General features: G+C 41.6%; 20 protein-coding genes. 9 read left to right on the forward strand and 11 right to left on the reverse strand.

The window, feature by feature from the left end:
• Positions 1 to 36: 36 nt before the first annotated feature.
• A complete protein-coding gene (locus PCY11_RS09715; protein ID WP_070846020.1) occupies positions 37 to 894 on the forward strand; it encodes a metallophosphoesterase in 858 nt (285 codons plus the stop codon).
• Between the two features lie 28 nt (positions 895 to 922).
• Here the strand turns inward: PCY11_RS09715 and PCY11_RS09720 are convergent, their stop codons facing one another.
• The 3 genes from PCY11_RS09720 to PCY11_RS09730 all read right to left on the reverse strand — a co-directional run bounded on the left by PCY11_RS09720 (position 923) and on the right by PCY11_RS09730 (position 4,984).
• A complete protein-coding gene (locus tag PCY11_RS09720) occupies positions 923 to 1,591 on the reverse strand; it encodes an MIP/aquaporin family protein (protein WP_049514648.1) in 669 nt (222 codons plus the stop codon).
• Between the two features lie 121 nt (positions 1,592 to 1,712).
• A complete protein-coding gene (locus PCY11_RS09725) occupies positions 1,713 to 4,397 on the reverse strand; it encodes a cation-translocating P-type ATPase (RefSeq protein ID WP_070466285.1) in 2,685 nt (894 codons plus the stop codon).
• A 203-nt stretch (positions 4,398 to 4,600) separates the two neighbouring features.
• Complete coding sequence (locus tag PCY11_RS09730; RefSeq protein WP_049475354.1) at positions 4,601 to 4,984, reverse strand: DUF1934 domain-containing protein; 384 nt, start codon at positions 4,982 to 4,984, stop codon at positions 4,601 to 4,603.
• A gap of 115 nt (positions 4,985 to 5,099) precedes the next feature.
• Between PCY11_RS09730 and PCY11_RS09735 the strand changes: the two genes are divergently transcribed.
• The 4 genes from PCY11_RS09735 to PCY11_RS09750 are packed head-to-tail and all read left to right on the forward strand — an operon-like array spanning position 5,100 to position 9,663.
• A complete protein-coding gene (locus PCY11_RS09735; protein ID WP_013903868.1) occupies positions 5,100 to 6,410 on the forward strand; it encodes an HD domain-containing protein in 1,311 nt (436 codons plus the stop codon).
• Positions 6,400 to 7,206, forward strand: coding sequence for a sugar-phosphatase (yidA, locus tag PCY11_RS09740; protein WP_049507679.1), 807 nt, complete (start codon positions 6,400 to 6,402; stop codon positions 7,204 to 7,206). Before PCY11_RS09735 ends, yidA begins: the two co-directional genes overlap by 11 nt.
• A gap of 3 nt (positions 7,207 to 7,209) precedes the next feature.
• Complete coding sequence (locus PCY11_RS09745) at positions 7,210 to 8,421, forward strand: aminoacyltransferase (protein WP_031574026.1); 1,212 nt, start codon at positions 7,210 to 7,212, stop codon at positions 8,419 to 8,421.
• A 6-nt stretch (positions 8,422 to 8,427) separates the two neighbouring features.
• On the forward strand, positions 8,428 to 9,663 hold the full coding sequence (locus PCY11_RS09750) for an aminoacyltransferase (RefSeq protein ID WP_301362728.1): 1,236 nt from the start codon (positions 8,428 to 8,430) through the stop codon (positions 9,661 to 9,663).
• Positions 9,664 to 9,885: 222 nt separating this feature from the next.
• Here the strand turns inward: PCY11_RS09750 and tpiA are convergent, their stop codons facing one another.
• From tpiA to PCY11_RS09770, 4 genes are all read right to left on the reverse strand, one after another.
• Positions 9,886 to 10,644: a triose-phosphate isomerase gene (tpiA, locus tag PCY11_RS09755; protein WP_070466289.1), complete on the reverse strand. Its 759-nt coding sequence runs from the start codon at positions 10,642 to 10,644 to the stop codon at positions 9,886 to 9,888.
• A 164-nt stretch (positions 10,645 to 10,808) separates the two neighbouring features.
• On the reverse strand, positions 10,809 to 12,005 hold the full coding sequence (gene tuf, locus PCY11_RS09760) for an elongation factor Tu (protein ID WP_003008055.1): 1,197 nt from the start codon (positions 12,003 to 12,005) through the stop codon (positions 10,809 to 10,811).
• Between the two features lie 279 nt (positions 12,006 to 12,284).
• Positions 12,285 to 15,110: a phosphoenolpyruvate carboxylase gene (gene ppc, locus PCY11_RS09765; RefSeq protein ID WP_070466713.1), complete on the reverse strand. Its 2,826-nt coding sequence runs from the start codon at positions 15,108 to 15,110 to the stop codon at positions 12,285 to 12,287.
• A 38-nt stretch (positions 15,111 to 15,148) separates the two neighbouring features.
• Complete coding sequence (locus PCY11_RS09770) at positions 15,149 to 16,390, reverse strand: FtsW/RodA/SpoVE family cell cycle protein (protein WP_070466291.1); 1,242 nt, start codon at positions 16,388 to 16,390, stop codon at positions 15,149 to 15,151.
• 248 nt (positions 16,391 to 16,638) lie between these two features.
• Between PCY11_RS09770 and PCY11_RS09775 the strand changes: the two genes are divergently transcribed.
• The 3 genes from PCY11_RS09775 (at position 16,639) to PCY11_RS09785 (ending at position 18,774) form a co-directional block, all read left to right on the forward strand.
• A complete protein-coding gene (locus PCY11_RS09775; protein WP_049472442.1) occupies positions 16,639 to 17,514 on the forward strand; it encodes a GH25 family lysozyme in 876 nt (291 codons plus the stop codon).
• A gap of 140 nt (positions 17,515 to 17,654) precedes the next feature.
• Positions 17,655 to 18,128, forward strand: coding sequence for an aminoacyl-tRNA deacylase (locus tag PCY11_RS09780; protein ID WP_024055351.1), 474 nt, complete (start codon positions 17,655 to 17,657; stop codon positions 18,126 to 18,128).
• A gap of 22 nt (positions 18,129 to 18,150) precedes the next feature.
• Complete coding sequence (locus PCY11_RS09785; protein WP_031574000.1) at positions 18,151 to 18,774, forward strand: histidine phosphatase family protein; 624 nt, start codon at positions 18,151 to 18,153, stop codon at positions 18,772 to 18,774.
• 36 nt (positions 18,775 to 18,810) lie between these two features.
• Here PCY11_RS09785 and lysS read toward each other — a convergent pair whose 3' ends face one another.
• The 4 genes from lysS to PCY11_RS09805 all read right to left on the reverse strand — a co-directional run bounded on the left by lysS (position 18,811) and on the right by PCY11_RS09805 (position 23,740).
• Positions 18,811 to 20,301 carry a lysine--tRNA ligase gene (gene lysS, locus PCY11_RS09790; RefSeq protein WP_070846018.1) on the reverse strand — a complete coding sequence of 497 codons (1,491 nt, stop codon included), beginning with the start codon at positions 20,299 to 20,301 and terminating at the stop codon, positions 18,811 to 18,813.
• A gap of 259 nt (positions 20,302 to 20,560) precedes the next feature.
• Positions 20,561 to 21,904 carry an ABC transporter permease gene (locus PCY11_RS09795; protein WP_070846016.1) on the reverse strand — a complete coding sequence of 448 codons (1,344 nt, stop codon included), beginning with the start codon at positions 21,902 to 21,904 and terminating at the stop codon, positions 20,561 to 20,563.
• Positions 21,904 to 22,599 carry an ABC transporter ATP-binding protein gene (locus PCY11_RS09800; protein ID WP_070466295.1) on the reverse strand — a complete coding sequence of 232 codons (696 nt, stop codon included), beginning with the start codon at positions 22,597 to 22,599 and terminating at the stop codon, positions 21,904 to 21,906. Before PCY11_RS09800 ends, PCY11_RS09795 begins: the two co-directional genes overlap by 1 nt.
• Positions 22,583 to 23,740, reverse strand: coding sequence for an efflux RND transporter periplasmic adaptor subunit (locus PCY11_RS09805; protein WP_070466297.1), 1,158 nt, complete (start codon positions 23,738 to 23,740; stop codon positions 22,583 to 22,585). The genes PCY11_RS09800 and PCY11_RS09805 overlap by 17 nt, the downstream gene beginning before the upstream one ends.
• Before the next feature lie 179 nt (positions 23,741 to 23,919).
• Here PCY11_RS09805 and gorA point away from each other — a divergent pair, with 179 nt between their 5' ends.
• The gene (gene gorA, locus PCY11_RS09810; RefSeq protein WP_070466298.1) at positions 23,920 to 25,269 is read left to right on the forward strand and encodes a glutathione-disulfide reductase; all 1,350 of its coding nucleotides are present in this window, start codon (positions 23,920 to 23,922) and stop codon (positions 25,267 to 25,269) included.
• Positions 25,270 to 25,401: the final 132 nt, after the last annotated feature.

Genomic DNA, 25,401 nt, shown 5'->3' on the forward strand with positions numbered 1-25,401 from the left:
TTAGAAAAAAAGATCCTCTTATGCTAGACTGGTAGCATGACAATAGTAGCTTTTATGTCCGATTTACATATTGATTCGAACAACTTCGGTAAAGAAGAATTAGAGACCCTGATCACTCTTTTCAAGGACAAAAAAATTCAACATCTCCATATTGCAGGAGATATTGCCAACGGCTTTGAAAAGACCTCACAGAAATTTTTAGACCAACTTCATTGTCATCTTCCAGTGACCTTTAGCTTGGGAAATCATGATATGCTGGGCCTATCAGAAGAAGCCATGAGACCTTTTGAATTTCAAAAGATTCCTTTTTCAAAGCATACACTCCTTGCCTTTTCGGGCTGGTATGACTACAGCTTTGTTCCTACTATCTCTCCCCAAAAACATCTCCAAACCAAGAATCTGTTTTGGTTTGACAGACGTCTCCAACGAAGGGGATCTGATCCAGCCATTACCCAACGTCTGTTGCAAGAGCTCGAAACAGAACTCATGCAAGTGGATCAACCCTTGATCATCGCTATGCACTTTGTTCCTCATAGTCAGTTTCTCCTGCGCCACCCTTATTTTGAACGCTTTAATGCTTTTCTAGGGAGCCAAGCCTTTCATGAACTGTTTAGACAATATCCTGTCAGAGAAGTGATTTTTGGTCATAGCCATCACCGAATGCCAGCAACAACGATTGACACCATCACCTATCATGCCAGACCTTTAGGCTATGTCCGAGAATGGGAGCTCTGCAAGCAATTTTTCGAAGCTTTTCCTGAATATGATTTTCCAAAACGATACGATCCCTACAAACGCTATCGCAGAATCAAAGACCTCCCCGAATTTAAAGCATACAAGAAAAAACAGCTCGCTCATGAATTTTCTCAAGCCATGACGATCCTTAAACTATAAAAAAATTGGTTCCTTCGGAACCAATTTTTTACTCTTCTGTATCCAAGAGATTTTTTGCAACGATTGCAGCCAGAACACCACCGACAATTGGAGCCAAGATAAAGATCCAAATTTGTTGAAGAGCCGCACCACCAACAAAGAGGGCAGGCGCCAAGCTACGAGCTGGGTTAACAGAAAGTCCTGTAATGTTCAAACCAACAAGAATAATCAAAGTCAAGCTCAAACCGATCACAAGACCAGCGATCTTCCCATTACCTTTGCTAGCTGATGTCACTGTCATGATGACTAAGATAAAGATAAAGGACGCAATCACTTCAAACAAGAAACCGCCAAATGGAGTCACTCCTTTAGCCAAGGCATTTTCACCAAGACTAGCTGTTGACATACCTGAATTTGACAAGAGGAAGAGAACTGTTGCAGACGCGAGAACCGCACCCACTACTTGCGCTGCAATATAATTAACCAAGTCCTTTGAAGACAAGCGTTTGTTCACAAACATGGCAATCGAAACAGCCGGGTTCAAGTGGGCACCAGAAACAGTCCCAATTGAGTAAGCTGCTGCAACAATGGATAAACCGAATGCCAAGGCAATTCCTAAATGTCCCAGACCTTCTGTCCCATTTCCAAAAACAACTGCGCCAGTCCCGATAAAGACAAGCATAAATGTGCCGATTACTTCAGCAAAAAACTTTTTCATAACTAAGTTTCCTTTCTTCAAACTGTTGACTAGTTTATCAAAAATCCACACGTACCTCAAGAAATATGCCCAGTCTATTTTGCCCGCAAAAAAAGCCATCCAAAGATGACTTTTTTTATGTTTAAATGGCGTTTTTATCTTTTCCAAGTGCACGTTGAACGGCTTTAACAATCTCAACGAGAACAACAATCAAGAGCGAACCAATCATAACTGCTAACCATTGTGTCAAACTCAAATGAGAGACATGGAAGAGTTTGTTAAATCCAGGGACAATGATGGTCGCCATCAAGAGAACAAAGGCAACTGGAATCGACCAGTTAAAGCTCTTGTTCTTGAAGAGTCCCACTTTAAAGATCGATTGGTAAACCGATTTAACGTTAAAGGCATGGAGCAATTGGATCAAACCAAGAGTTGCAAATGCCATGGTCAAAGCGTCTGCATGGATTTCGGCACGAGTCGCATGTTCTGGAGAGAGCAAAGCCCAGCCATAAACACCAAGAACCAGCATGGTTTGGAAGATACCTTGATAAAGAATAGCTCCGAAGACCCCACCGTCAAAGAAGTTAGATTTACGTCCACGAGGTTTGTGGCTCATGACACCTGGCTCAGCTGGTTCCACACCAAGAGCGATGGCTGGAAGCGTATCGGTTACCAAGTTGATCCAGAGAAGATGCACTGGTTGCAATACATCCCAACCAAAGAGGGTTGCAAAGAAGATGGTGAAGACCTCAGCCATATTGGCAGACAAGAGGTATTGGATAGATTTTTGGATATTTGAGAAGACCTTCCGTCCTTCTTCTACCGCTACGATAATGGTTGCAAAGTTATCATCTGCAAGGACCATGTCTGAAGCTCCCTTAGAAACTTCTGTACCTGTAATCCCCATACCGATACCGATATCAGCTGTCTTAAGTGATGGTGCATCGTTGACCCCATCCCCTGTCATGGCAACAACTTTGCCTTCATTTTGCCAAGCTTTCACGATCCGAACCTTGTGTTCAGGTGATACACGCGCATAGACAGAATATTGCTTGAAGACTTTTTGGAATTCTTCGTCAGAGAGTTCATTCAACTCAGCCCCTGTGAAGACATGGTCTTCGGTATCATTTGGATCGATGATTCCCAGACGTTTGGCAATAGCTTCTGCTGTATCTTGGTGGTCACCAGTGATCATGATCGGACGGATACCCGCTTCCTTAGCGACACGGACAGCTTCTGCAGCTTCTGGACGCTCAGGGTCAATCATACCGACCAAACCAGAGAAGATCAGGTCAGACTCAACAATTTCAGACTCCAAAGTTGGAATTTCCTTGCTTGTCTTATAAGCCATCATCAAGACACGAAGGGCTTGTTTAGCCAAGTCTTTGTTGGTAGCAAGGATAGCTTTCTTATCTTCATCCGTGATAGGACGAACTTCCCCATTGACTTCAATACGCGTCACACGTTTGAGCAATTGGTCAGGCGCACCCTTCACAGCGATAAAGTAAGAACCGTTTTCTTCTTTATGGATGGTAGACATAAGCTTACGGTCTGAGTCAAATGGCAATTCAGCTACACGTGGCTCATCCTTCAAGACTTCACGAACATCAAAGTTGTGATCTAAGCCAAACTGCACCAAGGCAGTTTCTGTTGGGTCCCCAATCAACTTGCCAGATGGGTCCACTTTGGTATCATTGGCAAAGTTCATGATACGAAGGGTATTGTTGCTAGCAGCTATCTCAGTTGCTGCACTTTGTAATTGACCGTTGGTATAGACTTTTTCAACCGTCATTTGGTTCATGGTCAAAGTACCTGTTTTATCAGATGCGATGATTTCTGTTGAACCAAGTGTTTCAACGGCTGGCAATTTACGAACAATCGAATTGCGTTTGGCAAGGGTTGTTGTTCCCAAAGAAAGAACGATGGTTACAATGGCAGGAAGTCCTTCTGGAATCGCCGCAACCGCAAGGGCAACAGCTACCATCAAGCCTTCCAATGGATGTTCCCCACGAACGAAGACACCAACTAAGAAAGTAATGACCGCAATCACAACAATTAAGTAAGTCAAGGCTTTAGATAATTGTTCCAAGCTTTGCTTCAATGGTGTTTCAGTCTCATCGGCATTAGCCAACATATCTGCAATCTTACCAACTTCTGTATACATACCAGTGTTTGTTACGACACCAATACCACGACCATAAGTTACATTTGAGTTTTGGTAACCCATATTAACGCGGTCCCCAATACCAGCATCTGCTTCAACAAGTCCTGTCACATCTTTTTCAACTGGCACAGACTCCCCTGTAAGAGCTGCTTCTTCAATTTTAAGAGAAGCTGCTTCAAACAAACGCATATCTGCAGGCACGACATCTCCCGCTTCAAGCAAGACGATATCTCCGGGTACCAATTCTTTTGAGTCAATCTCAATAACATGGCCATCACGACGAACACGAGCCATGGGGCTAGACATATTTTTCAGAGCTTCAATGGCTGCTTCTGCTTGCCCTTCTTGGTAAACCCCAAAGGCAGCATTCAAGACAACAACGGCCAAGATGATCATGGCATCCGTTAGACCGTCCATTCCTTCTGTAATCACAGAAAGTGCCGCTGCCACAAGCAAGATGATAATCATCAAATCCTTAAATTGATCAAGGAATTTAGCTAGTAGGCTACGTTTTTCACCCTCTTCCAACTCATTACGACCATAATTCGCTAAGCGTTCTTGAGCCTGGGCGGTTGACAAACCTTCGACAGATGAGTCCAAGTTCTTTAGGACTTCCTCAGAAGATTGCGTGTAAAACAAATCTTTATTTTGTTCTTTTGACAAAACAGTCTCCTCCTTTTTGGCCTCTTTTTACAAAAAAAGAGACCTGTTTTTTAAAAAAACAAGTCTCGCTGTTTAATATAGTGCCGGAAATAATTCGTAATGACGACACTATCGCGGAAAACCGCCAGCTACTCCCTTGAGTGGTTTTATTATACCATTTTTATAGAATAAAGCAAGCGGGATCTCTAATAATTTAATGAGGTCTATTCTTCCCATTCCACTAGTAATTGATAATTAGCAAATTCCTGTTCTCCATCGAGAGTTAACAAGCGATAAGAGACTTGCAAATGACCTGCTTCTAATTGAAAGAAATCTGTTGTAATCAAAAACTGCTGAATGCCCATCGGAGTTGGGATGATTGCCCCACCATCTTCATTTTTGTAGAAACGCATGATGGATTTAGGACTTGAGAAACGTGTCATGACCAATTCGTCATTGGAAAATTTCAAAGCAACCTTTTCATCTTCTTCATTGGTATACAAGAGATACTGAAAACCTGCTTTTTCCTTCCATTCACCTTGATAGTACTGATCAACGATTTCCATTTCTTCTCCAAATCGAATGGTATTTTGAATGCGAATCTGCATCTTTGTCTCCTTCTCTTCTTTTCTTGCCTTACTATTCTATCAAATTTTACGCATTTTGACTGCCCCTATTAGCCTCTATATCGCAAAATAGGCTTTTTTTTGCTATAATAGACCCATGAATGAAAAAGTCTTTCGCGATCCCGTGCATGATTACGTTCATGTGGATCATCCCATCATTTATCAATTAATTAATAGTAAAGAATTTCAACGACTACGCCGCATCAAACAACTGGGGACATCTGGTTTTACCTTCCACGGTGGGGAGCATAGTCGTTTTTCTCACTGTCTTGGCGCCTATGAAATTTCAAGACGCATTCTATCCATTTTTGAGGAGAAGTATGCAGAGCAATGGAATTCTGATGAAAACTTACTGACCATGACAGCCGCTCTTCTTCATGACATTGGACATGGTGCTTATTCTCATACCTTCGAAGGACTCTTTGGAACCGATCATGAAAAAATGACCCAGCTGATCATCACCAGCCCAGAGACGGAGGTCAATCAGATCCTCTTGCAAGTGGCTCCTGATTTCCCAAATCGTGTAGCCAGCGTCATTGATCATACCTATCCCAATAAACAAGTGGTGCAATTAATTTCTAGTCAGATTGATGTGGACCGAATGGATTATTTACTGCGGGATGCCTATTTTACGGGTGCTTCCTATGGAAAATTTGACTTGACCCGTATTTTGCGCGTCATTCGACCGATTGAAAATGGCATTGCCTTCCAACAAAATGGCATGCACGCTGTCGAGGATTACGTGGTCAGCCGTTACCAAATGTATATGCAGGTCTACTTCCACCCGGCTACTCGTGCCATGGAAGTCCTCCTTCAAAATCTTCTCAAACGAGCTAGAACCATTTATCCAGATCAGAAAGAGTATTTTCAACTGACTTCACCTCGCTTGATTCCATTTTTTGAAGAAGAGGTCACCATTCAAGACTACCTAAATCTAGATGACGGTGTGATGAATACCTATTTCCAAGTCTGGATGGATAGTCCGGATACCATCTTGTCTGATCTTGCTCAGCGATATATTAATCGGAAAGTCTTTAAATCGATTCTATTTACAGAAGATAAACGAAAAGACTTAGCAATCCTTGAAAAACTGATTAAAGAGGTTGGGTTTAATCCAACCTACTACACCGCTATTCATCAAAATTTCGATCTGCCCTACGATATTTATCGACCAGAGCTTGAAAAACCGCGGACCCAGATCGAGATGATCCGAAAAGATGGGAGTCTCGCTGAATTATCTCAGTTGTCTCCACTCGTCGCTGCTTTAGCAGGAACTCGCTATGGGGACAACCGCTTCTATTTTCCAAAAGAAATGCTGGAGGTTAATGGACTTTTCAGTAAGCAAGTAGAAGAATTCACTTCTTACATTACCAATGATTATTTTACAGGAGAGACGGATGTCCATTAAATTAGTTGCGATCGATATCGATGGTACACTCCTCAATTCAAAAAAAGAGATCACACCTTCCGTATTTGAAGCCATTCAAGATGCTAAAGCCGCAGGCGTTAAAATCGTGATCACAACCGGTCGTCCTATCGCAGGGGTCTCAAAACTTTTAAAAGAACTCCATTTGATGGATCCTGGAGACTATGTCATTACCTTTAATGGCGGTCTGGTGCAAGAAACTGCTACTGGAAAAGAACTCATCAAAGACCTTTTACATTATGAGGACTATCTCGATATCGAGTCTCTTGCTAACAAACTCCAAATCCACTCTCATGCTATTACTAAAGACGGCATCTATACCAGCAATCGCGATATCGGACGCTACACCATTCATGAATCTCAACTGGTCAATATGCCCCTTTATTACCGGACGCCTGAAGAAGTTCGTGAGAAAGAATTTGTCAAGGCCATGTATATCGATGAACCAGATATTCTAGATGCTGCGATTGCAAAAATCCCTAAAGAATTCAAGGATCGCTTCACTATGGTCAAATCAGCCCCTTTTTATTTAGAAATTCTAGGGAAAACAACCAATAAGGGATCAGCTGTTCTTCATCTAGCTGAACGACTTGGAATTCAGCAAGAAGAAACCATGGCCATCGGAGATGAGGAAAATGACCGTTCCATGCTAGAAGTCGTGGGACATGCCGTCGTTATGGAGAATGGCAATCCAGCTCTTAAAAAAATTGCTACAACTATTACCAAATCAAATGATGAATCTGGCGTTGCATACGCCATTAGAAAGTGGGTATTATAAGAAATGTACCATTACCAGCTAGGAATTTCTGCTAGTGAGCATGATGACTTTGTTATTCAGAGTGACCAAACTAATCTCTTACAAAGCAGCTCATGGGCAAAAATCAAAGATAATTGGGGAAATGAACGGGTTGGTTTTTATCAAGAAGACCAATTAGTCGCTGTTGCTAGCATCTTGATTCAACCCCTGCCACTTGGCTTTTCCATGCTCTACATTCCTCGAGGTCCAATCATGGATTACCAAAACAAAGAGCTGGTTTCATTTGTGATCCAGTCCCTTAAAAAGATAGCCAAACAATACAAGGCCTTGTTTGTGAAATTTGATCCAAGTCTTTTCTTGAGTAAACACTTGATTGGACAAGAAAAGACGGAAGCTCCTACTGTGCAAGCGATGATCGACACCTTAACTAAAGAAGGGGTTGAATGGACTGGCCGAACCAGTGATATGGCAGAAAATATCCAACCACGCTTTCAAGCAAATATCCACAAAGAGTTTTTCACCGAGCAAGATCTTTCAAAATCTACTCGACAAGCCATCCGAACTGCTCGAAACAAAGGAATCCAAGTCCAATTTGGCGGAACCGAATTGTTAGAGGACTTTGCTTCTCTCATGAAAAAGACTGAGGCTCGTAAAAGCATTCATTTACGTGGAAAAGACTACTACGAAAAACTGCTCACAACCTACCAAGGACAATCCTACATTACCTTGTCTACGCTAGATCTCGAGAAACGGAAAACCTCCCTTACAAAAGATCTTGAAAAAAACAAGGCAGAGGCTGAAAAATTCACAGAAAAAACAAAGCCTGGCAAGGTTGAGAATAACCAAAAAGAAAAAGAGCGGATAGAGGAAGAACTGCAATTTCTTGAACAGCATCTCCAAGCAGGTAGACAGATCGTTCCTTTATCTGGGACCTTAACCCTTGAATTCGGTGGGACGTCTGAAAATGTTTATGCAGGGATGGATGAAGAATTCCGCCGTTACCAACCTGCTATCCTCACCTGGTATGAAACTGCCCAACACGCTTTCGACCGTGGTGCTTCTTGGCAAAATATGGGGGGCATTGAAAATTCACTCGATGGTGGTCTCTATCATTTTAAATCTAAATTTAATCCTGTCATTGAAGAATTTGTTGGGGAATTCAACCTCCCAACCAGTCCACTCTATCCACTTGTAAACAAAGTCTACAAGATCCGGAAAAAATTAAGGAGTAAATAAAGTTACATGACTCTTACGACAATTTCAAAAGAAGAATTTACCTCATTTGCAAATACTGTCTCCCATCGCTCTTTTATCCAGTCTGCTGAAATGGCAGATCTGCTTAAAAAGCGAGGAAATACCGTCCAATTTATCGCTTGGAAGCAAGAAGATCAAGTCCAAGTGGCAGCAATCTTGTACAGTCTTCCTATGACAGGTGGTCTCCATATGGAAATCAATTCTGGCCCCCTTTACCAAGAGGAATCTATGCTAGAACCCTTCTATGCAGCCTTAAAAGACTATGCGAAAGAAAATGGGGCTATTGAACTCGTTATCAAGCCCTATGATACCTATCAAACCTTTGACAGTGACGGCAATCCAACCAGTGAAGAGCAAACCCATTTTATGGATACCCTAAAAAAATTGGGCTATCAGCATGATGGTTTAACAACAGGTTATCCAGGTGGAGAAGGTGATTGGCATTATGTGAAAGATATGGAGGGTATCACCGAAAAAAATCTTCTCAAGAGCTTCAGTAAAAAAGGAAAGCCACTTGTCAAGAAAGCCAAATCTTTCGGTATTGAACTGAAACGATTAAACCGAGATGAACTGCAACTCTTTAAGGATATTACTTCCTCTACCAGTGACCGTCGCGACTATCAGGATAAGACCTTGGATTATTACCAAACTTTCTATGACAGTTTTGGCGACAATGCAGATTTCATGATCACAACACTGAACTTCCACCATTACTACACGAATCTTGAAAAAGACCAAGGAAAACTAGCACAGAAGATTGAGAAATTACAGAAGGATCTTGAAGTCAACCCCAATTCAGAGAAAAAACAAAATCAACTTCGTGAATTCTCTAGCCAGTTTGATACCTTTGAGGTGAGAAAACAGGAAGCAAAAGAATATATTGAAAAATATGGAGATCAAGACGTCATTCTTGCAGGTAGCCTCTTCGTCTATATGCCACAAGAATCCACCTATTTATTCAGTGGCTCTTATACAGAATTTAATAAGTTCTATGCTCCTGCTGTTCTCCAGGAATATATGATGCTTGAAACCATCAAACGTGGCATCCCAAGATATAACTTCCTAGGTATTCAAGGAATCTTTGACGGGTCAGACGGTGTTCTTCGTTTCAAACAAAACTTCAATGGTTACATCGTCCGTAAGATGGGGACCTTCCGTTATTACCCAAGTCCTCTGAAATACAAACTGATTTCTCTCATTAAGAAACTATTAGGACGTTCCTAACTCAAAGGGAGTGGGAAAGAACTCCGACAAGTTAAAAAGAGTTCGTCTTCCCACCCCCGCACAGTTGATTAGGTCATCTTTGGAGCTTAAAAGGCGAACAAAGATGCCAATCAACCACTGCGTCTTACACTTACTCCTATCAAACATCAAAGGCTGGACAGTTTTTGCCCAGCCTTTTTCTACTATAAAAAAGGCGAGAAACCTCTCGCCTTTTAGATGTCATTATTTAACGAAGTCAAGCAATGCCAAGAAGCTTTCTGGATCAAGTGATGCACCACCCACAAGAGCTCCGTCAACGTCTGGACAAGCCATGTATTCAGCAACGTTTTCAGGTTTCACTGAACCACCGTATTGAACACGTACTTTGTCAGCCACTTCTTGACCAAAGTCAGCAGCTACAACGTCACGAACAACTTTACACATTTTTTGTGCGTCGTCTTGTGAAGCTGATTTACCAGTACCGATCGCCCAGATTGGTTCGTATGCGATAACTGTTGAAGCGACTTGTTCTGCATTCAATCCTGCAAGAGCAGCTGAAACTTGAGCTCCTACGAATTCTGCTGCTTTACCAGCTTCGTAAGTTTCAAGGCTTTCACCACAACAGATGATTGGAAGCATACCGTTCGCAAAGATTGCTTTTGCTTTTTTGTTGATATCTTCATCAGTTTCATGGAAGTAGTCACGACGTTCTGAGTGACCGATAACAACGTAGTCAGTACCGATTTCTTTCAAAACTTGTGGGCTAGTTTCACCAGTGAAGGCACCAGCATTTTCAAAGTAAGTGTTTTGGGCAGCAACTTTAAGGTTTGAACCTTTAGCAGCAGCAAGAACAGTTGTCAAGTCAACTGCAGGAGCTGCAATACCAGCTTCAACAAGGTCAGCTGAAGGAAGTTTTGATGCTACAGCTTCAACGAATGCTTTTGCTTCTTCTGGATTTTTGTTCATTTTCCAGTTACCAGCGATAAATGGTTTACGTGACATTTCACATACCTCTTTTTTCTAATTTTATACTATCTATTTTACCATAATTTTCGTCATAATGAAAGGTTGCACAAGCTCATTTTACTTTTTACCAAAATAAAAACCCCGTCTTCACGGGGTTTTCTGTCTGTCTATATAATTGTTAATCTGGGAACTAGATCGAATTAAGCTTCGATTTCAGTAACCATACCTGAACCAACAGTACGTCCACCTTCACGGATTGAGAATGTAGTACCTTGTTCAACGGCGATTGGGTGGATCAACTCAACGTCGATAGTCACGTTATCACCAGGCATTACCATTTCAGTTCCAGCTGGAAGTTCGATAGATCCAGTTACGTCAGTTGTACGGAAGTAGAACTGTGGACGGTAGTTGTTGAAGAATGGAGTATGACGTCCACCTTCTTCTTTAGTAAGGATGTAAACTTCACCTTTGAATTTAGTGTGTGGGTTGATTGAACCTGGTTTAGCGATAACTTGTCCACGTTCGATTTCATCACGTTGGATACCACGAAGAAGCACACCAACGTTATCCCCTGCAAGACCTTCGTCAAGTTGTTTACGGAACATTTCAACACCAGTAACAACTGCTTTTTGGATTTCGTCTTTGATACCAACGATTTCGATTTCGTCGTTGACACGAACAACACCACGGTCGATACGTCCTGAAGCAACTGTACCACGTCCAGTGATTGAGAATACGTCTTCGACTGGAAGAAGCAATGGTTTGTCAGTATCGCGTTCTGGTTCTGGGATGTACTCATCAACAGTATCCATCAATTCCATGATGATGTCTTCATATTTAGAGTCACCTTCAAGAGCTTTAAGAGCTGAACCTTGGATAACTGGAAGGTCATCACCTGGGAAATCGTATTCTGAAAGAAGGTCACGGATTTCCATTTCAACCAATTCAAGCAATTCTTCATCGTCAACCAAGTCAACTTTGTTCATGAAGACGATCAAGTGTTTAACACCAACCTGACGTGAAAGAAGGATGTGTTCACGTGTTTGTGGCATTGGCCCGTCAGTTGAAGCTACTACAAGGATAGCTCCGTCCATTTGAGCGGCACCAGTGATCATGTTTTTAACGTAGTCCGCGTGTCCTGGAGCGTCGATGTGAGCGTAGTGACGTTTAGCAGTTTCGTACTCAACGTGTGCAGTGTTGATGGTGATACCGCGTTCGCGTTCTTCTGGAGCAGCATCGATAGACGCATAGTCTTTAGGTTGGTTAACTGATGAAGGCAAGCGACGTGCCAAAACAGTTGTGATTGCTGCAGTTAGGGTAGTTTTACCGTGGTCAACGTGTCCGATTGTACCGATGTTAACGTGCGGTTTACTACGATCGTATTTTTCTTTTGCCATTTGAGTAAAAGCCTCCAATAAAATATATTTTATAGATAGACAGTAGGCAATACAGTCTAACTTTCCTTACTATTCTATCGAATTTTAGATAAAATTGCAAGCCTTTTACCTATATTTTCTTAATTATTCCTCTTCTTTTCTTTTATTTTATCAGCTTGCTGAAAGATCCTGATCTAGCTTTGAAAATTCTCATTTAAAATCTGCTATTTAAGCCTTTCTGTACCTTTTGCTCCTTTGGGTTCAGGGAATAAAAAAATCGGAACAGTCGTTCCGATTTTTTTAACCTGAATTACGTAATCCTGTAGCCACTCCATTGATCGTAATATGGATTAGCTTGTCTTGATCGGCTGGTAATTGGCCGGTCCGTTGACGTCGAATCAGTTCTAACTGAATATAGTTCAAGACGTTAAAGTACGGCATCCGATAGTCCAAACTTTCTTTCAGATAAGGGTTCTCCGCGAGCAACTCGTCTTGTTCCTCAATCATCAAGATGATGTCCTTGGTCAATTGCCATTCATGTAAGATAATCTGATAGATATTGCGAACTTCTTCTTCTTCACACAATTGAGCGTACTCAAAGGCAATATCCATGTTGGCTTTGGATAAGACCATGTCCACATTTGACAAGAGAGATTGGAAGAAAGGCCAGTTTTTATACATGTATCGAAGGGTTTCGATATTCTCAGGATCCTCATCGATAAATTCCTTAAAGCTAGAACCTACTCCGTACCAACCAGGGAACATCACCCGACTTTGTGACCATGAGAAGACCCATGGGATAGCACGCAAACCACCGATTTCTGTAATGGTCTTACGAGCAGCAGGACGTGAACCAATATTAAAGCTAGAAATAGCTTTGATCGGACTTGATTCAAAGAAGTAATCATAGAAGTGCTCATTTCCAAAGACCAAATCACGATAGATATCGTAACTGCGATTCACGACTTTATCCATGACTTCCCCGAAACGATCAAACATAGAAAATGGACTCTTTTGTTCTGAAATCATGCGGTTAATAGTTGCAGAAACAAGCATCTCAAGGTTGTAGTAGGCGGCATCTTTGTTCCCGTATTTATTGCCGATCACTTCCCCTTGCTCCGTTAAGCGGATACGGTCATTAATAGATTTCAACGGTTGAGACGTGATGGCTTCATAGGTTGGACCTCCACCACGTCCAACGGTACCACCACGTCCATGGAAGAAGGTAATCTTCACTCCAAACTCATCTCCGATAGCGGTCAATTGTTGTTGGGCTTTAAAGAGGGTCCAACAAGAAGACAAGTAGCCACCATCCTTGTTAGAATCCGAGTAACCTAACATAATTTCTTGATAGTTGTTCTTAGAAGCAATCCAACGTTTGGCAATTGGAAGAGACAAGTAGCTTCTCATAGTTTCTTCTGAATGATCCAAATCTTCGATTGTTTCAAACAAAGGTACGATTTGCACGCGAGCTTTTTCAGTATCAACTAAGCCCACTTCTTTCAACATCACAGCCAATTCCAACATATCTGACACACTTGTTGCATGAGAAATGATGTTTTGACGAATGACTTCTTCTCCTAAACGATCCTTCAATTCACGGGCCGTTTGGAAAATTGCTAGTTCTTTTTCAAGCAGTTCAGATTTTTCAGCATGGGTGGCTGATAAAATCCGTGGGTCTTCTAAGAGTTCTTTCAAGAGAACCTGACACTTTTCATCCTCTGATAAATCAGAATAATGGTCATTAATCCCTGCTGATTTCAATAATTCTGCTACACAGGCTTCATGCACACTAGAATCCTGGCGCATATCAATAGAGGCCAGATAGAATCCGAAAACATCGATGGCTTCTAGAAGTTCTGCTAACTCACCAGAAATTAAATACTCTGATTTGTTTTCTAACAAGGAATCTTTGATCTTTTCAAGGTCTTCTTTGAATTCTTGAGCAGAGGCATAAGCTGGAGCATCTTTCTCAGAAATTTTCTTTAAAGCTCCAGAGATACGATTGCCGATATAATCAGAAACTGGCCCTTGTTGATGAGCGTTTGCTCCTAATAACCTCTCGACAGCATAACGATCTTCTCTAGTTTCCCCAACCATCGTCCATTCTTTTAAGTTGACCAAGGTTTGGATCAATTTTGACTGGATATAGTGGAAAGCACGACGGTATGGTTCTTTTTCACGAAAGACAGATGTATCACTTGATAGGGCTGCCATTTCAGCTACTGCTTCACTTGTTTTAGAAAGACTCGTTGAAAGTGAGAAATGACGGTATAATTTAGAGATCTTTTCGATGTAATAGTTCAAAATGACTTCACTTTGAATGGTTGCTGAACGTTTCAAGGTCTCAGCAGTTACAAAAGGATTTCCGTCCCGGTCTCCCCCAATCCACATTCCCATTGTAATCGGACGTGGTTGTTCGAGTTCTAATCCATGCTCTTTTGCCAAGCGTTTGTATTCCAGCATAAGGTTTGGAACAGCTTGTAAAAAGGAGCTATTGTAATATTCCATGACATTGGTGATCTCATTTGTCACCTTCAATTTTTTGTCACGAATCATATCCGTTTGCATCATGATTTCAATATTACAACGAAGGTTATTATACCACTTGTTTTCATTAATCAATCCCGCTTTAACATCCCGGTGTTGACGAAGAAGAGCATGGATATGATTGGTCAGATCCAGCATAGTCTTTCTTTGCACTTGAGTTGGATGGGCTGTTAAAACCGGTACAATGTTGAGATTTTCAAGAATTTCTTGGGCATCTTCATTCTTCGCAACTTCTTTAATGGTTGAAGAAAGTTTTCCGAGGTAATCACCATCCACGTTATTCAAATGATTGATTTCATAGGCCAAATCGACATCTTCTGAGATGTTAATCAAGAGTGGTAAAATGGCAAAATAACGTGAAATCACTGTCATTTCTTCATTTGTCAATTGTTCCACTATTTGATTTAACTCACGATAGTTCTGTGTTTTTGATAGATCCTTCAACTGCCTAATTTTATCAAAGGTTTCCGGACGAACCAAATTTTTCGTAATATCATCTAATAAATTGGTTAAGATTTCGGCTTCTTCTTTGATAATATCTTTATTTGTGAAGTTCTCTAATTTTTGTAAGACCATTTTTTCTCCTTTTTGAATAGCCATTCAACAATTCCCTTTTAATAATAAGGTTTGATTTTACCTTTTTCTTCAAAAACCATGCCTTCTTGTTCCATCTTGGCCCGTTTTTCACTAGCGTCGATATTCAAAACGAAAGCAATCGCTACGGATAAGACCCATAAACTATTTCCCCCTTGGGATAAGAAGGGGAAGGTCACTCCTGTAGACGGAATCAAACCAGAAATTCCTCCGATGTTAATGAAGGTTTGCACTAAGATCATCCCACCGATCCCAATGGCCATCATTGAATTAAAAGGATTCTTTGCTCGAATACCGACTAAAATGATCCGAAGGATTAAGAAGAATAGGAGAGCAAGGATCAAGCTAGCTCCAACAAAACCTAATTCTTCAATCACAATCGCAAACACAAAATCTGTGTGCGCTTCTGGTAAGTAACCTTGTTTTTCAATGGAATTTCCAAGTCCCAAGCCAAACCAACCACCGTTGCTCATGGCATAGTAGGAATTAGCTAATTGGTGACCTGCGCCAGACAAGTCATTGAAGGGATTAAAGAAGGCACTAAAACGTTTGGCTACATAACCAAAGACTGGAATTTTAGCGACACGGTCCACACCGATGATCCATATTGAACCAAGGACAATGGACGATACTCCAACAACTAAACCAAGTAAAGAGGTAAACCAACGGTAGCCCACTCCACTAGCCGTAATCATGATCAAGACCGTTAAGGCCAAGATCGTCGCATTTCCCAAGTCCGGCATAATCACAACGATTCCAATCAGAATCAAGGTCAGCCAACGCCAATCGTTTAAATTCCTTGGAATCCATTCATTATGGGTCAAGGCTTGATAATCATAATCGCGTATCTCGTCTTGTCGTTTAGAAAAGATCAAGGCTAGATACCAGACTAAGATCACCTTGAGGTATTCTGCCGGCTGGATACTAAACCCTCCAGGAATCGTCAACCAACCGTGAGCTCCATTGACGGTATCTGTGATAAACCTAGACAGAATCAACAAAATCACTTCAATAAAAATGACAAAAGCCAGCACTTTTTTATTTCGAAGAAACTTTAAGCTAAATTTATAAATCAAGGCGATGGTTAGGAGACTTAGGATAAAAAAGAGCCCCTGTGTCCGGACCATCCGAATCGAACTCACTCCACTTTGAATTGCCAAGGCACTTGTTGTCGAATAGACAACAATCAAGCCAATGATGGATAAAATCAAATAGGGAATGAGGATGGAATAATTTAAAAGATGTCTTTTTTCAATTTTCATAATTCACCATATTCCTAATGTTCAACCTTCATTATATCATTTTTAAGAAGCAAAACCAAGGAAAGGCCAGAAAAGATTCGGCTTCTTCCCTATTTTCAAGAAATATTCTGATCATTCTTCTTATTTTCATATATTTTTATCCTTTTTCGATGAAAAGATTCCTTTTTTTTGAAAATAATAGCTGAAATCAGCATCTTTTAAGCATTAAGTTTTGCCTTTTCGTTTTTTTTACGGTAAAATGTTTCTGTATGAGAAAAAGGATAAAACCCGTTGTTCTCTTAGTCTTTTTTATCGGTATCATTTCTTTTCTCGTTCTTTCACGAACGATTGCCGATCTTCAAGCCAGAGAGCGACAAGAAACAACTAAAACCATTCCGAACTCCAATACACCTCGAAAAACAACTACTGCAAGCTCTTCTTCTAAAAAAGAAGAAGACATCAATCCAGAACTGGTTGGCCGCCCGATCATTGATATCTCAGGCTGGCAATTGCCTAGTGAAATTGATTACGATGTCCTCTCCCAAAATGTGGGAGGTGTGATCGTTCGTGTCCATAGTGGGGCTCAAGCTAAAAAGGAAAATGCAGCAACCTACTTAAATGGTCTGGATAAATCTTTTAAAACCCATATCCAAGAATTCCAAAAACGAAATATCCCTGTCGCAGTCTATGCTTATGTCGCTGCTAAGGATAAAAAAGAAATGGAAAAAGAAGCAGAGGAATTTTACAAGGCTGCTTCTCCTTACAAACCGACCTACTATTGGTTAGACGTTGAGGAAAAAACCATGAAGGATATGAATGCAGGCGTTGAAGCTTTCCGAGCAAAACTACAAGCTTTGGGTGCAAAAAATATTGGACTCTATATCGGAACCTACTTCATGGAAGAACATAGTATCTCCACTGATAAATTTACGGCTCTTTGGATTCCTACTTATGGATTTGATGATGGCTACTATAATGCCGCGCCAGATACCAACACGGAATACGACTTGCATCAATATACCTCTCAAGGGCAATTAAATGGATTCTCACACTACTTGGATCTCAACCAAATTGCTCCGACGCAAGACCAAGAAGCGATTTATCGGAAACTTTTCAAGGTACAAAAAGATGGCTCTTCCTCATAGCCTTAAAACAGCAGATCAAGTGGTTTTCACTTTTTCTGCTGTTTTCTATTTTTAAGGAGAAGACAATATCGTCGCTATTATATGTTATAATGGTCTAATGAAATCTGATTTTGTAGAGAAAAAGAGAAAAGGAGAAAGCCATGGCAAAAAAAAATAAAGTGAAAAAAACCTTAGTCGAGCAGATCTTGACTAAAGCAAAAATTGAGCACGTAGGCTTACAAATCAACGCTTTAGAAGGGATCTTACCAGAAGGGATTGATCGCTCTACTATTTTCAAAACCCTAGCTCTCAAAGGAGATAAAACAGGGCCTGTGATTGGGATCATTCCTATCACGGAGCATCTTTCAGAGAAAAAATTGGCCAAATTATCGGGCAATAAGAAAGTGGCTATGATTCCTCAAAAGGATCTCGAAAAAACAACTGGTTATATTCATGGGGCCAATAATCCGGTGGGCATTCGTCAAAAGCATTCTTTCCCAATCTTTATCGATGAATCAGCCCTTCAGTTAGAAACCATGATCGTATCTGCTGGGGAAATCGGCCATAGTATTCAAATCAAACCACAACTTCTAGCAGACTTCGTACAAGCGACTTTTGCAGATATTTTAGAATAATGACAGAGAAGGAGACAAGATTGTGAAACTATATTTTATTCGACACGGACGGACAGAATGGAATGAAGAAGGACGTTTTCAGGGATCAAATGGCGATTCTCCGCTGTTACCAGCCTCTATTCATCAGCTTGAAAAATTAGGAAAGCACCTGGCTACTGTTCCTTTTGATGCAGCCTTTGCAAGTGATCTACCACGAACAGTCCATACCGCACAGATCCTCCTCGATCAATTGGAAACACCTCTAGAATTGCAAGCAACGCCTGCTCTTCGTGAATGGAATTTGGGAAAATTGGAAGGAGCTAAAATTTCTACTATTTCAGCTATCTATCCCCAACAAATGGATGCCTTTCGCCATAACCTAGCCCGCTTTCAAAATGAAATCTTTGATGCAGAATCTGTCTATGAAACGACCAAACGTACCTGTGATTTTGTAAAAAGCCTGAAAGGAAAAGAGCTCGATACCGTTCTCATCGTTGGACATGGGGCTAATTTGACAGCTTCTATTCGAACCTTGCTTGGTTATGACACAGGAGAACTTCGCAAAAATGGCGGACTAGATAATGCCAGCGTGACGATTCTGACAACAGATGATTTTGAGCACTATCACTTAGACACTTGGAACGACACCTCTTATATGGAAGACTAAAAAACACTGATCTTGCGATCAGTGTTTTCTTTTAGCTTATTTCATAGTTGGGAAGAGAAGGACGTCACGAATTGTTGTTACATTTGTCAACAACATAACGAGACGGTCAATACCAATTCCAAGTCCACCTGTTGGTGGCATACCATATTCAAGGGCTTCAACATAGTCATAGTCAATGCCTGTAGCTTCGTCATCTCCCAATTCTTTGGCACGCGCTTGTGCTTCAAAACGTTGCAATTGATCGATCGGATCATTCAATTCGGTGAAGGCATTCGCATACTCTTTGGTCATGATGAAGAGTTCGAAACGGTCAGTGAAGCGTGGATCTTCTGGATTTTTCTTAGCCAATGGGGACACTGCTACTGGGTGACCGTAAACAAAAGTTGGTTGTGTTAAGGTTTCTTCAACGAATTCTTCGAAGAAGGCATTGATAATTTGTCCCACTTCTGTGTAGTGTTTTTCAACTGGTACATGTTTTTCGTTTGCAAGTGCTACAGCTTCTTCAAAGGTCATGTCTTTCCAGAAGTCAACACCTGTGATTTCTTTAATCGCATCAACCATGTGAACCCGTTTGAATGGTTCGTTGATTTTGATTTCTGTTCCTTGATAGTCAATTGGACCATCACCATGGACCGCTTTCGCAGCATGTTGGATAATGCCTTCTGTTAAGTCCATGATATCGTGGAAGTCAGCGTAAGCTTGGTAGACTTCGATCGAAGTAAATTCAGGGTTGTGAGTAGCATCCATTCCTTCGTTACGGAAGATCCGTCCGATTTCATAAACGCGTTCCATCCCACCAACAATCAAACGTTTCAAGTGGAGCTCAGTCGCGATACGAAGCACCATGTCAATGTTTTGTGCATTGTGATGAGTGATAAATGGTTTGGCAGCCGCACCCCCAGCTTCATTGTGAAGCACTGGTGTTTCCACTTCAAGGAATCCTTGACCATCTAAATAACGACGGATTTCAGAGATGATTTTTGAACGGGTTACAAAGCGTTCGAAGCTTTCACGGTTTGAAATCAAATCCAAATAACGTTTACGATAGATGGTTTCAACGTCTGAAAGTCCGTGGAATTTTTCAGGCAAAGGACGAAGGGCTTTTGACAAGTGAGTGATATAAGTTGCTTTAATCGAAAGTTCACCCATGTCTGTGCGCATGATTTCCCCTTCAACACCAAGGAAATCACCAAGGTCTGCTTTTTTGAAGATTTCGTAGTTTTCTTCTCCAACAGCGTCCTTACGAACGTAGATCTGAATTTGACCTTCACGGTCTTGAAGGTGGGCAAAGCCAACCTTTCCTTTTCCACGTTTGGTTACGAGACGACCGGCAATAATTGCTGTTTCGTTCAATTCGTGGAGTTGTTCTTTATCTAATTCTGAATATTTTTCTTTTAATTGACCTGAATTTGCAGTGCGTTCGAATCGTTTCCCAAATGGATCGATTCCTTGTTCACGAAGGGCCGCCATTTTCTCACGACGGACAATCTGCTGGTCATTCAATTCTTCCATATGTTCAGTAGTCATTTGGAACCTCCTAAGTTATTCTCCCCTATTCTATCATATTTAGGCCAGAAATTCACTAATATTTACCAATTAAACAAAAATAAGATGGAAGAAAAAATGCAGCTTCTTGAATGAATACTCAAAAACATCGGAAGACCGTCGTTGACTGTCCAAATAGTTTGACCTGTATAAGACAAGGTTTCGACAAGCTATTCCAAAACAGCATCAAAAAGGAGCGTGGAGAATCTTAAACCATTCATCCTGACCCGCTCCTATTTTTTTATTCATAACGCAGTGCTTCGATCGGGTTTAACTTAGAAGCCTTATTCGCTGGTAAAATTCCAAAGATGATGCCTACAAAAGCAGAGAAAATAATACTGCCGATGGCGACATTTAAGGAAATAATCGGTGGTCCTTCTAGGGAAGCTGCTGCGAGTGTAGTAATCAAGCTATTCACACCATAAGCAAGGCCAAGTCCAATCAGTCCACCAATGATGGTTAAGACCATCGACTCAATCAAAAATTGAACCAGAATCTTACCCCGAGTTGCTCCCAAAGCCTTGCGAAGACCAATTTCTCTCGTCCGCTCAGTAACAGAAACCAACATGATATTCATGACTCCAATGCCACCAACTAAGAGGGAAATCCCAGCAATGGCACCAATCACTGTCGTCATAATTCCTACTACTTTATTGGTTTCCTCTAGGATGCTATCCAAATTAAAGATTTGGAATTCTCCTTGTCGAACACCTGAAAGCTCCGTTAGCTTTTGAGCAGCTTCGATCCCAACAGATTTGATTTCTTTCACATTTGGAACGTGAACGACAATGTTCTGAATCTCGTCTGTTCCAAATTCAGAAGCCAGCTGGGTATTGGCCATCAAGGCACTTCCACCTGAAGAAGCTCCATAGAGGGCTGTCCCGGCATTTGGATCCTTGAAAATACCAACGACGCGATAATTGTTGTCTCCAACAGAGACCACCTGATTCAGTGGATTCTCCGTTCCAAATAATTGTTGGGCCAATCCTTCATCAAGGAGCACCACCCGGGAGAAATTACTATAGTCTGAAGGAGTTAATTTTCGCCCAGATAAGAGCTCAACCTTTTTGACAGAAAAATAGGTTTCATTTACCCCTTGGATGTTCACACCGTCTGCTTTTTTCTTTTGAAAAGCAATGGTTGCATTGGAGGTATTGCTAACATAGTAACCATCGATGCCTTGAATCTTGGTTAATTCCTTAACCCAAGATTCTTGCACAACTGGTGGTGCTTCTTGGACTTGACCATCAACATCTTCAGCGTTTTCCCCATCGATATCCGATGGAGCAGCCATCCCTCGGTCTTCAGCTGCAGGGCCACTTTCGCCTCCGCCTTCTCCTTCTCCAGTATCATCAGAAGGGCCAATATTGATTCCTGTCACATAGCCACTCTTGTTCGGAGAATAAGAGATTTGTACATACTCTTGGTCTTTGGTGAAGGTCTTGGTGACACCAGCCTTCATACCATCTCCCAGTGCCATGATGACAACAACAGAGGCAACTCCTATAATGATCCCCACCATGGTCAAGAAAGACCGTAATTTATGGCTCATAATCGAGCTGATTGCAAATTTCCAATTTTGCATTAGGTCCCCCTTTCCAGCCTGCTATCTGAGGAGATCACTCCATCACGAATGACAATGCGACGATGCGCAAAGGCTGCAATTTCTGGCTCGTGCGTAACCATGATAATGGTTTTTCCTTCTTGGTTTAGCTTGGTTAACAAGTCCATTATTTGCTCCCCCGTCTTGGTATCTAGGGCTCCAGTCGGCTCATCTGCTAAGACGATGGCTGGCTGATTGACAAGGGCTCGAGCAATCGCAACCCGCTGTTTTTGACCCCCTGAGAGCTCTGAAGGCAAATGGTGCATGCGAGAATGGAGCTCTACCTTTTCAAGGTACTGCTCAGCTAATTCCTTCCGTTTAGCAGGATGAACCCCCGCATAAATGAGAGGCAGTTCTACATTTTGAAAGGCATTGAGTTTAGAGAGAAGAAAGAATTGTTGAAAGACAAAACCGATCTGTTCATTACGAACACGTGCTAATTTTTTCTCACTGAGATTTCCAACCTCCTGACCTTCTAGAAAATACTCTCCACTGGTCGGGCGATCCAACAAGCCAATGACGTTCATCAAGGTCGATTTTCCTGAGCCAGATGGACCCATAATGGCCACAAATTCTCCCTCTTCGACTTCTAAATCGATGTCTTTTAAGACACGAAGTTCCTGATCCCCATTTTTATAGGTTTTATTGATTCCTTTTAGTTCAATCAATTTTGTCATATTTTCCGATCTCTTTTCCATCTTCCAGTTTCTCATTAGGATTCACAATAACTTGAGCATCTTTCTTCAAGCCTGACAAGATTTCCTGGTTTTCAGCATCGGCGTTACCAAGCGTCACTTTTACTTTCTTAGCCTTGCCATTTTCGACCGTCCATACATAACTCGTATCCCCATCAGCCATGACACTTGTCACGGGAACAAGGGGATGTTGAGTAGAACTTTTGACTTCAATATTGACAGAAAAGCCTTGTTTGAGTTCTCCAATCTCACTGGTAATATCCACTGTAAATGGGTACTTGGCTCCACCGCTTCCTTGTGTTCCACCTGCTGCATTGGCACCTGTTTGACCCGCGTCGGTCGGATAGTTGGCTACATAAGAAATCTTTCCTGTCCAGGTTTTATCCGGATATACCTTGGAAGTGAGGACCACTTCCTGACCTTCAGAGATATTGGCCAAATTGTATTCAGACAATTCCCCTTTGACTTGTAAATTTCCGTTGCTCACAATGTGAACCAAAGTTTGGTTGGTCCCTGTAGTCGATTTTGAAACATCTTTATTGACTTCGACCACGGTACCATCTGTATTACTCCTAACTGTTGTCGCATCCAGAAGAGCCTTAGCCTTGTTCATATTATCGACCGCATCTGACTTAGCATCTCGTAAATCGCTAGCTTGAGAATCGACTGTTCGTTGGGTCTGCGAAGCTGATTTGGCATCTGCTTCTTCATCTCCTGTCGTATCAATGGTCACACCATTTGTCAGTAAATCATTTAACTGACGATCTGCCTTATTGACAGCACGAACGGCTGCATCATAAGCGGTTTGGGCCTCTGTACTGCTATACTGAACAATCGGCTGACCGGCTGTTACTTGATCTCCTACATTGACCAAAATCGACTGCAAATCCCCTTTGGTTCCATCAAAATAGACATACTGTTCCTGGTTGGCAGTGACTTTCCCAGTTAACAAGACCGAAGAAGCGATCGATCCATCCTTGACCGTTTGCACCATTGGAGTTTCTTTCGTGATTGCTTGATCAGGAGTACTTGGGTGCGAAAACACCATCACACTTCCTGTTCCAATCACCGCAATAGCTGCACCTGCAGCTGCAAATAGTTGCCATTTTTTCAATTTCTTCATCGTTTTTCTCCATCAAAGAAAGCGTTTTATTCTATACCATAGTATACCATATTTCCTTACTTTTCTATCTAAAATTGACACGGCAACATGAAATTTAAATGCTTGGTAACATGCTAAACCCTTGACTTTTGTAACAGTTAATATTACAATCAAACTGAAGTCCCATTTAGGAGGAAAACATGAAAGAATTTGATATTATTTCAATCGGTGGAGGTAGTGGAGGAATCGCTACGATGAACCGGGCTGGAGAGTACGGAGCGCGCGCTGCTGTCATTGAAGAAAAACAATTGGGTGGCACCTGTGTCAACAGAGGATGTGTGCCTAAAAAGATTATGTGGTATGGTGCACAAATTGCAGAAGCAATTCGCGATTATGGACCAGACTATGGATTTACTTCTGAACAGACAAAATTTGATTTTGCAACCTTAAGAAAAAATCGTGAAGCCTATATTGACCGTTCCCGTAATTCCTATGATGGCAGTTTCAAACGCAATGGGGTTGAACGAATTGAAGGACGTGCCCGTTTTGTGGATGCTCATACGGTTGAGGTAAATGGAGAAACCATTAAGGCCAAGCATATCGTAATTGCGACCGGTGCCCATCCCTTTATTCCTTCTGTTCCTGGAGCTGAATTTGGCGAAACTTCTGATGATGTCTTTGCTTGGGAAGAACTTCCTACATCTGTTGCCATTATTGGAGCTGGCTACATCGCAGTGGAACTAGCCGGTGTGCTCCATGCCCTTGGTGTTCAAACCGATCTCTTCGTTCGCGGTGATCGTCCATTAAGAAAGTTTGATTCCTACATTGTCGATGGCTTAATGGAAGAAATGGAAAAACAAAACCTTCCGCTTCACAAACACAAGGTTCCCATGAAGCTTGAAAAATTAGAAGATGGTCGTGTGAAGATTTATTTTGAAGATATGACCAGCCACGTGGCAGATCATGTTATCTGGGCAACAGGACGAAAACCAAATGTCCAGGATCTCAATCTAGAAGCTGCAGGCGTCACCTTAAATGAAAAAGGATTCATTGCAGTGGATGAATACCAGAATACAGTTATTCCAGGAATCTATGCTCTTGGGGATGTCACAGGAGAAAAAGAATTAACTCCTGTCGCTATAAAAGCTGGACGCACTCTTTCTGAACGACTATTCAATGGAAAAGTCAATGCCAAAATAGATTATACAAACATCCCGACTGTTGTCTTTTCTCACCCGGCTATCGGAACCGTTGGCCTAACGGAGGAAGAAGCCCAGCAAACTTATGGTAAAGAGAATATCAAAGTCTATACTTCTCAATTTGCTTCCATGTACACTGCTGTAACCCAACACCGCCAGCAAGCAAAATTTAAACTCATCACTGCCGGTCCCGAAGAAAAGGTCGTTGGCCTTCATGGTCTTGGCTACGGAGTCGATGAAATGATCCAAGGATTTGCAGTTGCTATCAAGATGGGAGCGACAAAAGCCGATTTCGATGCAACTGTCGCCATTCACCCAACCGGATCCGAAGAATTTGTGACAATGAGATAAAAAATAAGAGAGTGGGACAGAAATCGGTAATTCGTTAGAATTCGATTTCGTCGTCCCACCTCCGCACAGTTGAGTAGGGCTGTAAAAGCTGATGAAATCAGCGTAGTAGAGCCCACTCAACCACTGCGTCTT

Source organism: Streptococcus sp. SP8 (assembly GCF_030440045.1).
Lineage (GTDB): Bacteria > Bacillota > Bacilli > Lactobacillales > Streptococcaceae > Streptococcus > Streptococcus parasanguinis_I.

Bases quoted from the DNA above. Each gene is read 5' to 3' on its own strand.
- PCY11_RS09770 (WP_070466291.1), bottom strand. From the start codon at position 16,390: ATGAAAATTGAAAAAAGACATCTTTTAAATTATTCCATCCTCATTCCC.
- PCY11_RS09795 (WP_070846016.1), bottom strand. From the start codon at position 21,904: ATGCAAAATTGGAAATTTGCAATCAGCTCGATTATGAGCCATAAATTA.
- PCY11_RS09775 (WP_049472442.1), top strand. From the start codon at position 16,639: ATGAGAAAAAGGATAAAACCCGTTGTTCTCTTAGTCTTTTTTATCGGT.
- PCY11_RS09735 (WP_013903868.1), top strand. From the start codon at position 5,100: ATGAATGAAAAAGTCTTTCGCGATCCCGTGCATGATTACGTTCATGTG.
- gorA (WP_070466298.1), top strand. From the start codon at position 23,920: ATGAAAGAATTTGATATTATTTCAATCGGTGGAGGTAGTGGAGGAATC.
- PCY11_RS09730 (WP_049475354.1), bottom strand. From the start codon at position 4,984: ATGCAGATTCGCATTCAAAATACCATTCGATTTGGAGAAGAAATGGAA.
- PCY11_RS09805 (WP_070466297.1), bottom strand. From the start codon at position 23,740: ATGAAGAAATTGAAAAAATGGCAACTATTTGCAGCTGCAGGTGCAGCT.
- PCY11_RS09745 (WP_031574026.1), top strand. From the start codon at position 7,210: ATGTACCATTACCAGCTAGGAATTTCTGCTAGTGAGCATGATGACTTT.
- ppc (WP_070466713.1), bottom strand. From the start codon at position 15,110: ATGGTCTTACAAAAATTAGAGAACTTCACAAATAAAGATATTATCAAA.
- PCY11_RS09720 (WP_049514648.1), bottom strand. From the start codon at position 1,591: ATGAAAAAGTTTTTTGCTGAAGTAATCGGCACATTTATGCTTGTCTTT.
- PCY11_RS09780 (WP_024055351.1), top strand. From the start codon at position 17,655: ATGGCAAAAAAAAATAAAGTGAAAAAAACCTTAGTCGAGCAGATCTTG.
- tuf (WP_003008055.1), bottom strand. From the start codon at position 12,005: ATGGCAAAAGAAAAATACGATCGTAGTAAACCGCACGTTAACATCGGT.
- PCY11_RS09800 (WP_070466295.1), bottom strand. From the start codon at position 22,599: ATGACAAAATTGATTGAACTAAAAGGAATCAATAAAACCTATAAAAAT.
- tpiA (WP_070466289.1), bottom strand. From the start codon at position 10,644: ATGTCACGTAAACCATTTATCGCTGGTAACTGGAAAATGAACAAAAAT.
- PCY11_RS09715 (WP_070846020.1), top strand. From the start codon at position 37: ATGACAATAGTAGCTTTTATGTCCGATTTACATATTGATTCGAACAAC.
- yidA (WP_049507679.1), top strand. From the start codon at position 6,400: ATGTCCATTAAATTAGTTGCGATCGATATCGATGGTACACTCCTCAAT.
- lysS (WP_070846018.1), bottom strand. From the start codon at position 20,301: ATGACTACTGAACATATGGAAGAATTGAATGACCAGCAGATTGTCCGT.
- PCY11_RS09750 (WP_301362728.1), top strand. From the start codon at position 8,428: ATGACTCTTACGACAATTTCAAAAGAAGAATTTACCTCATTTGCAAAT.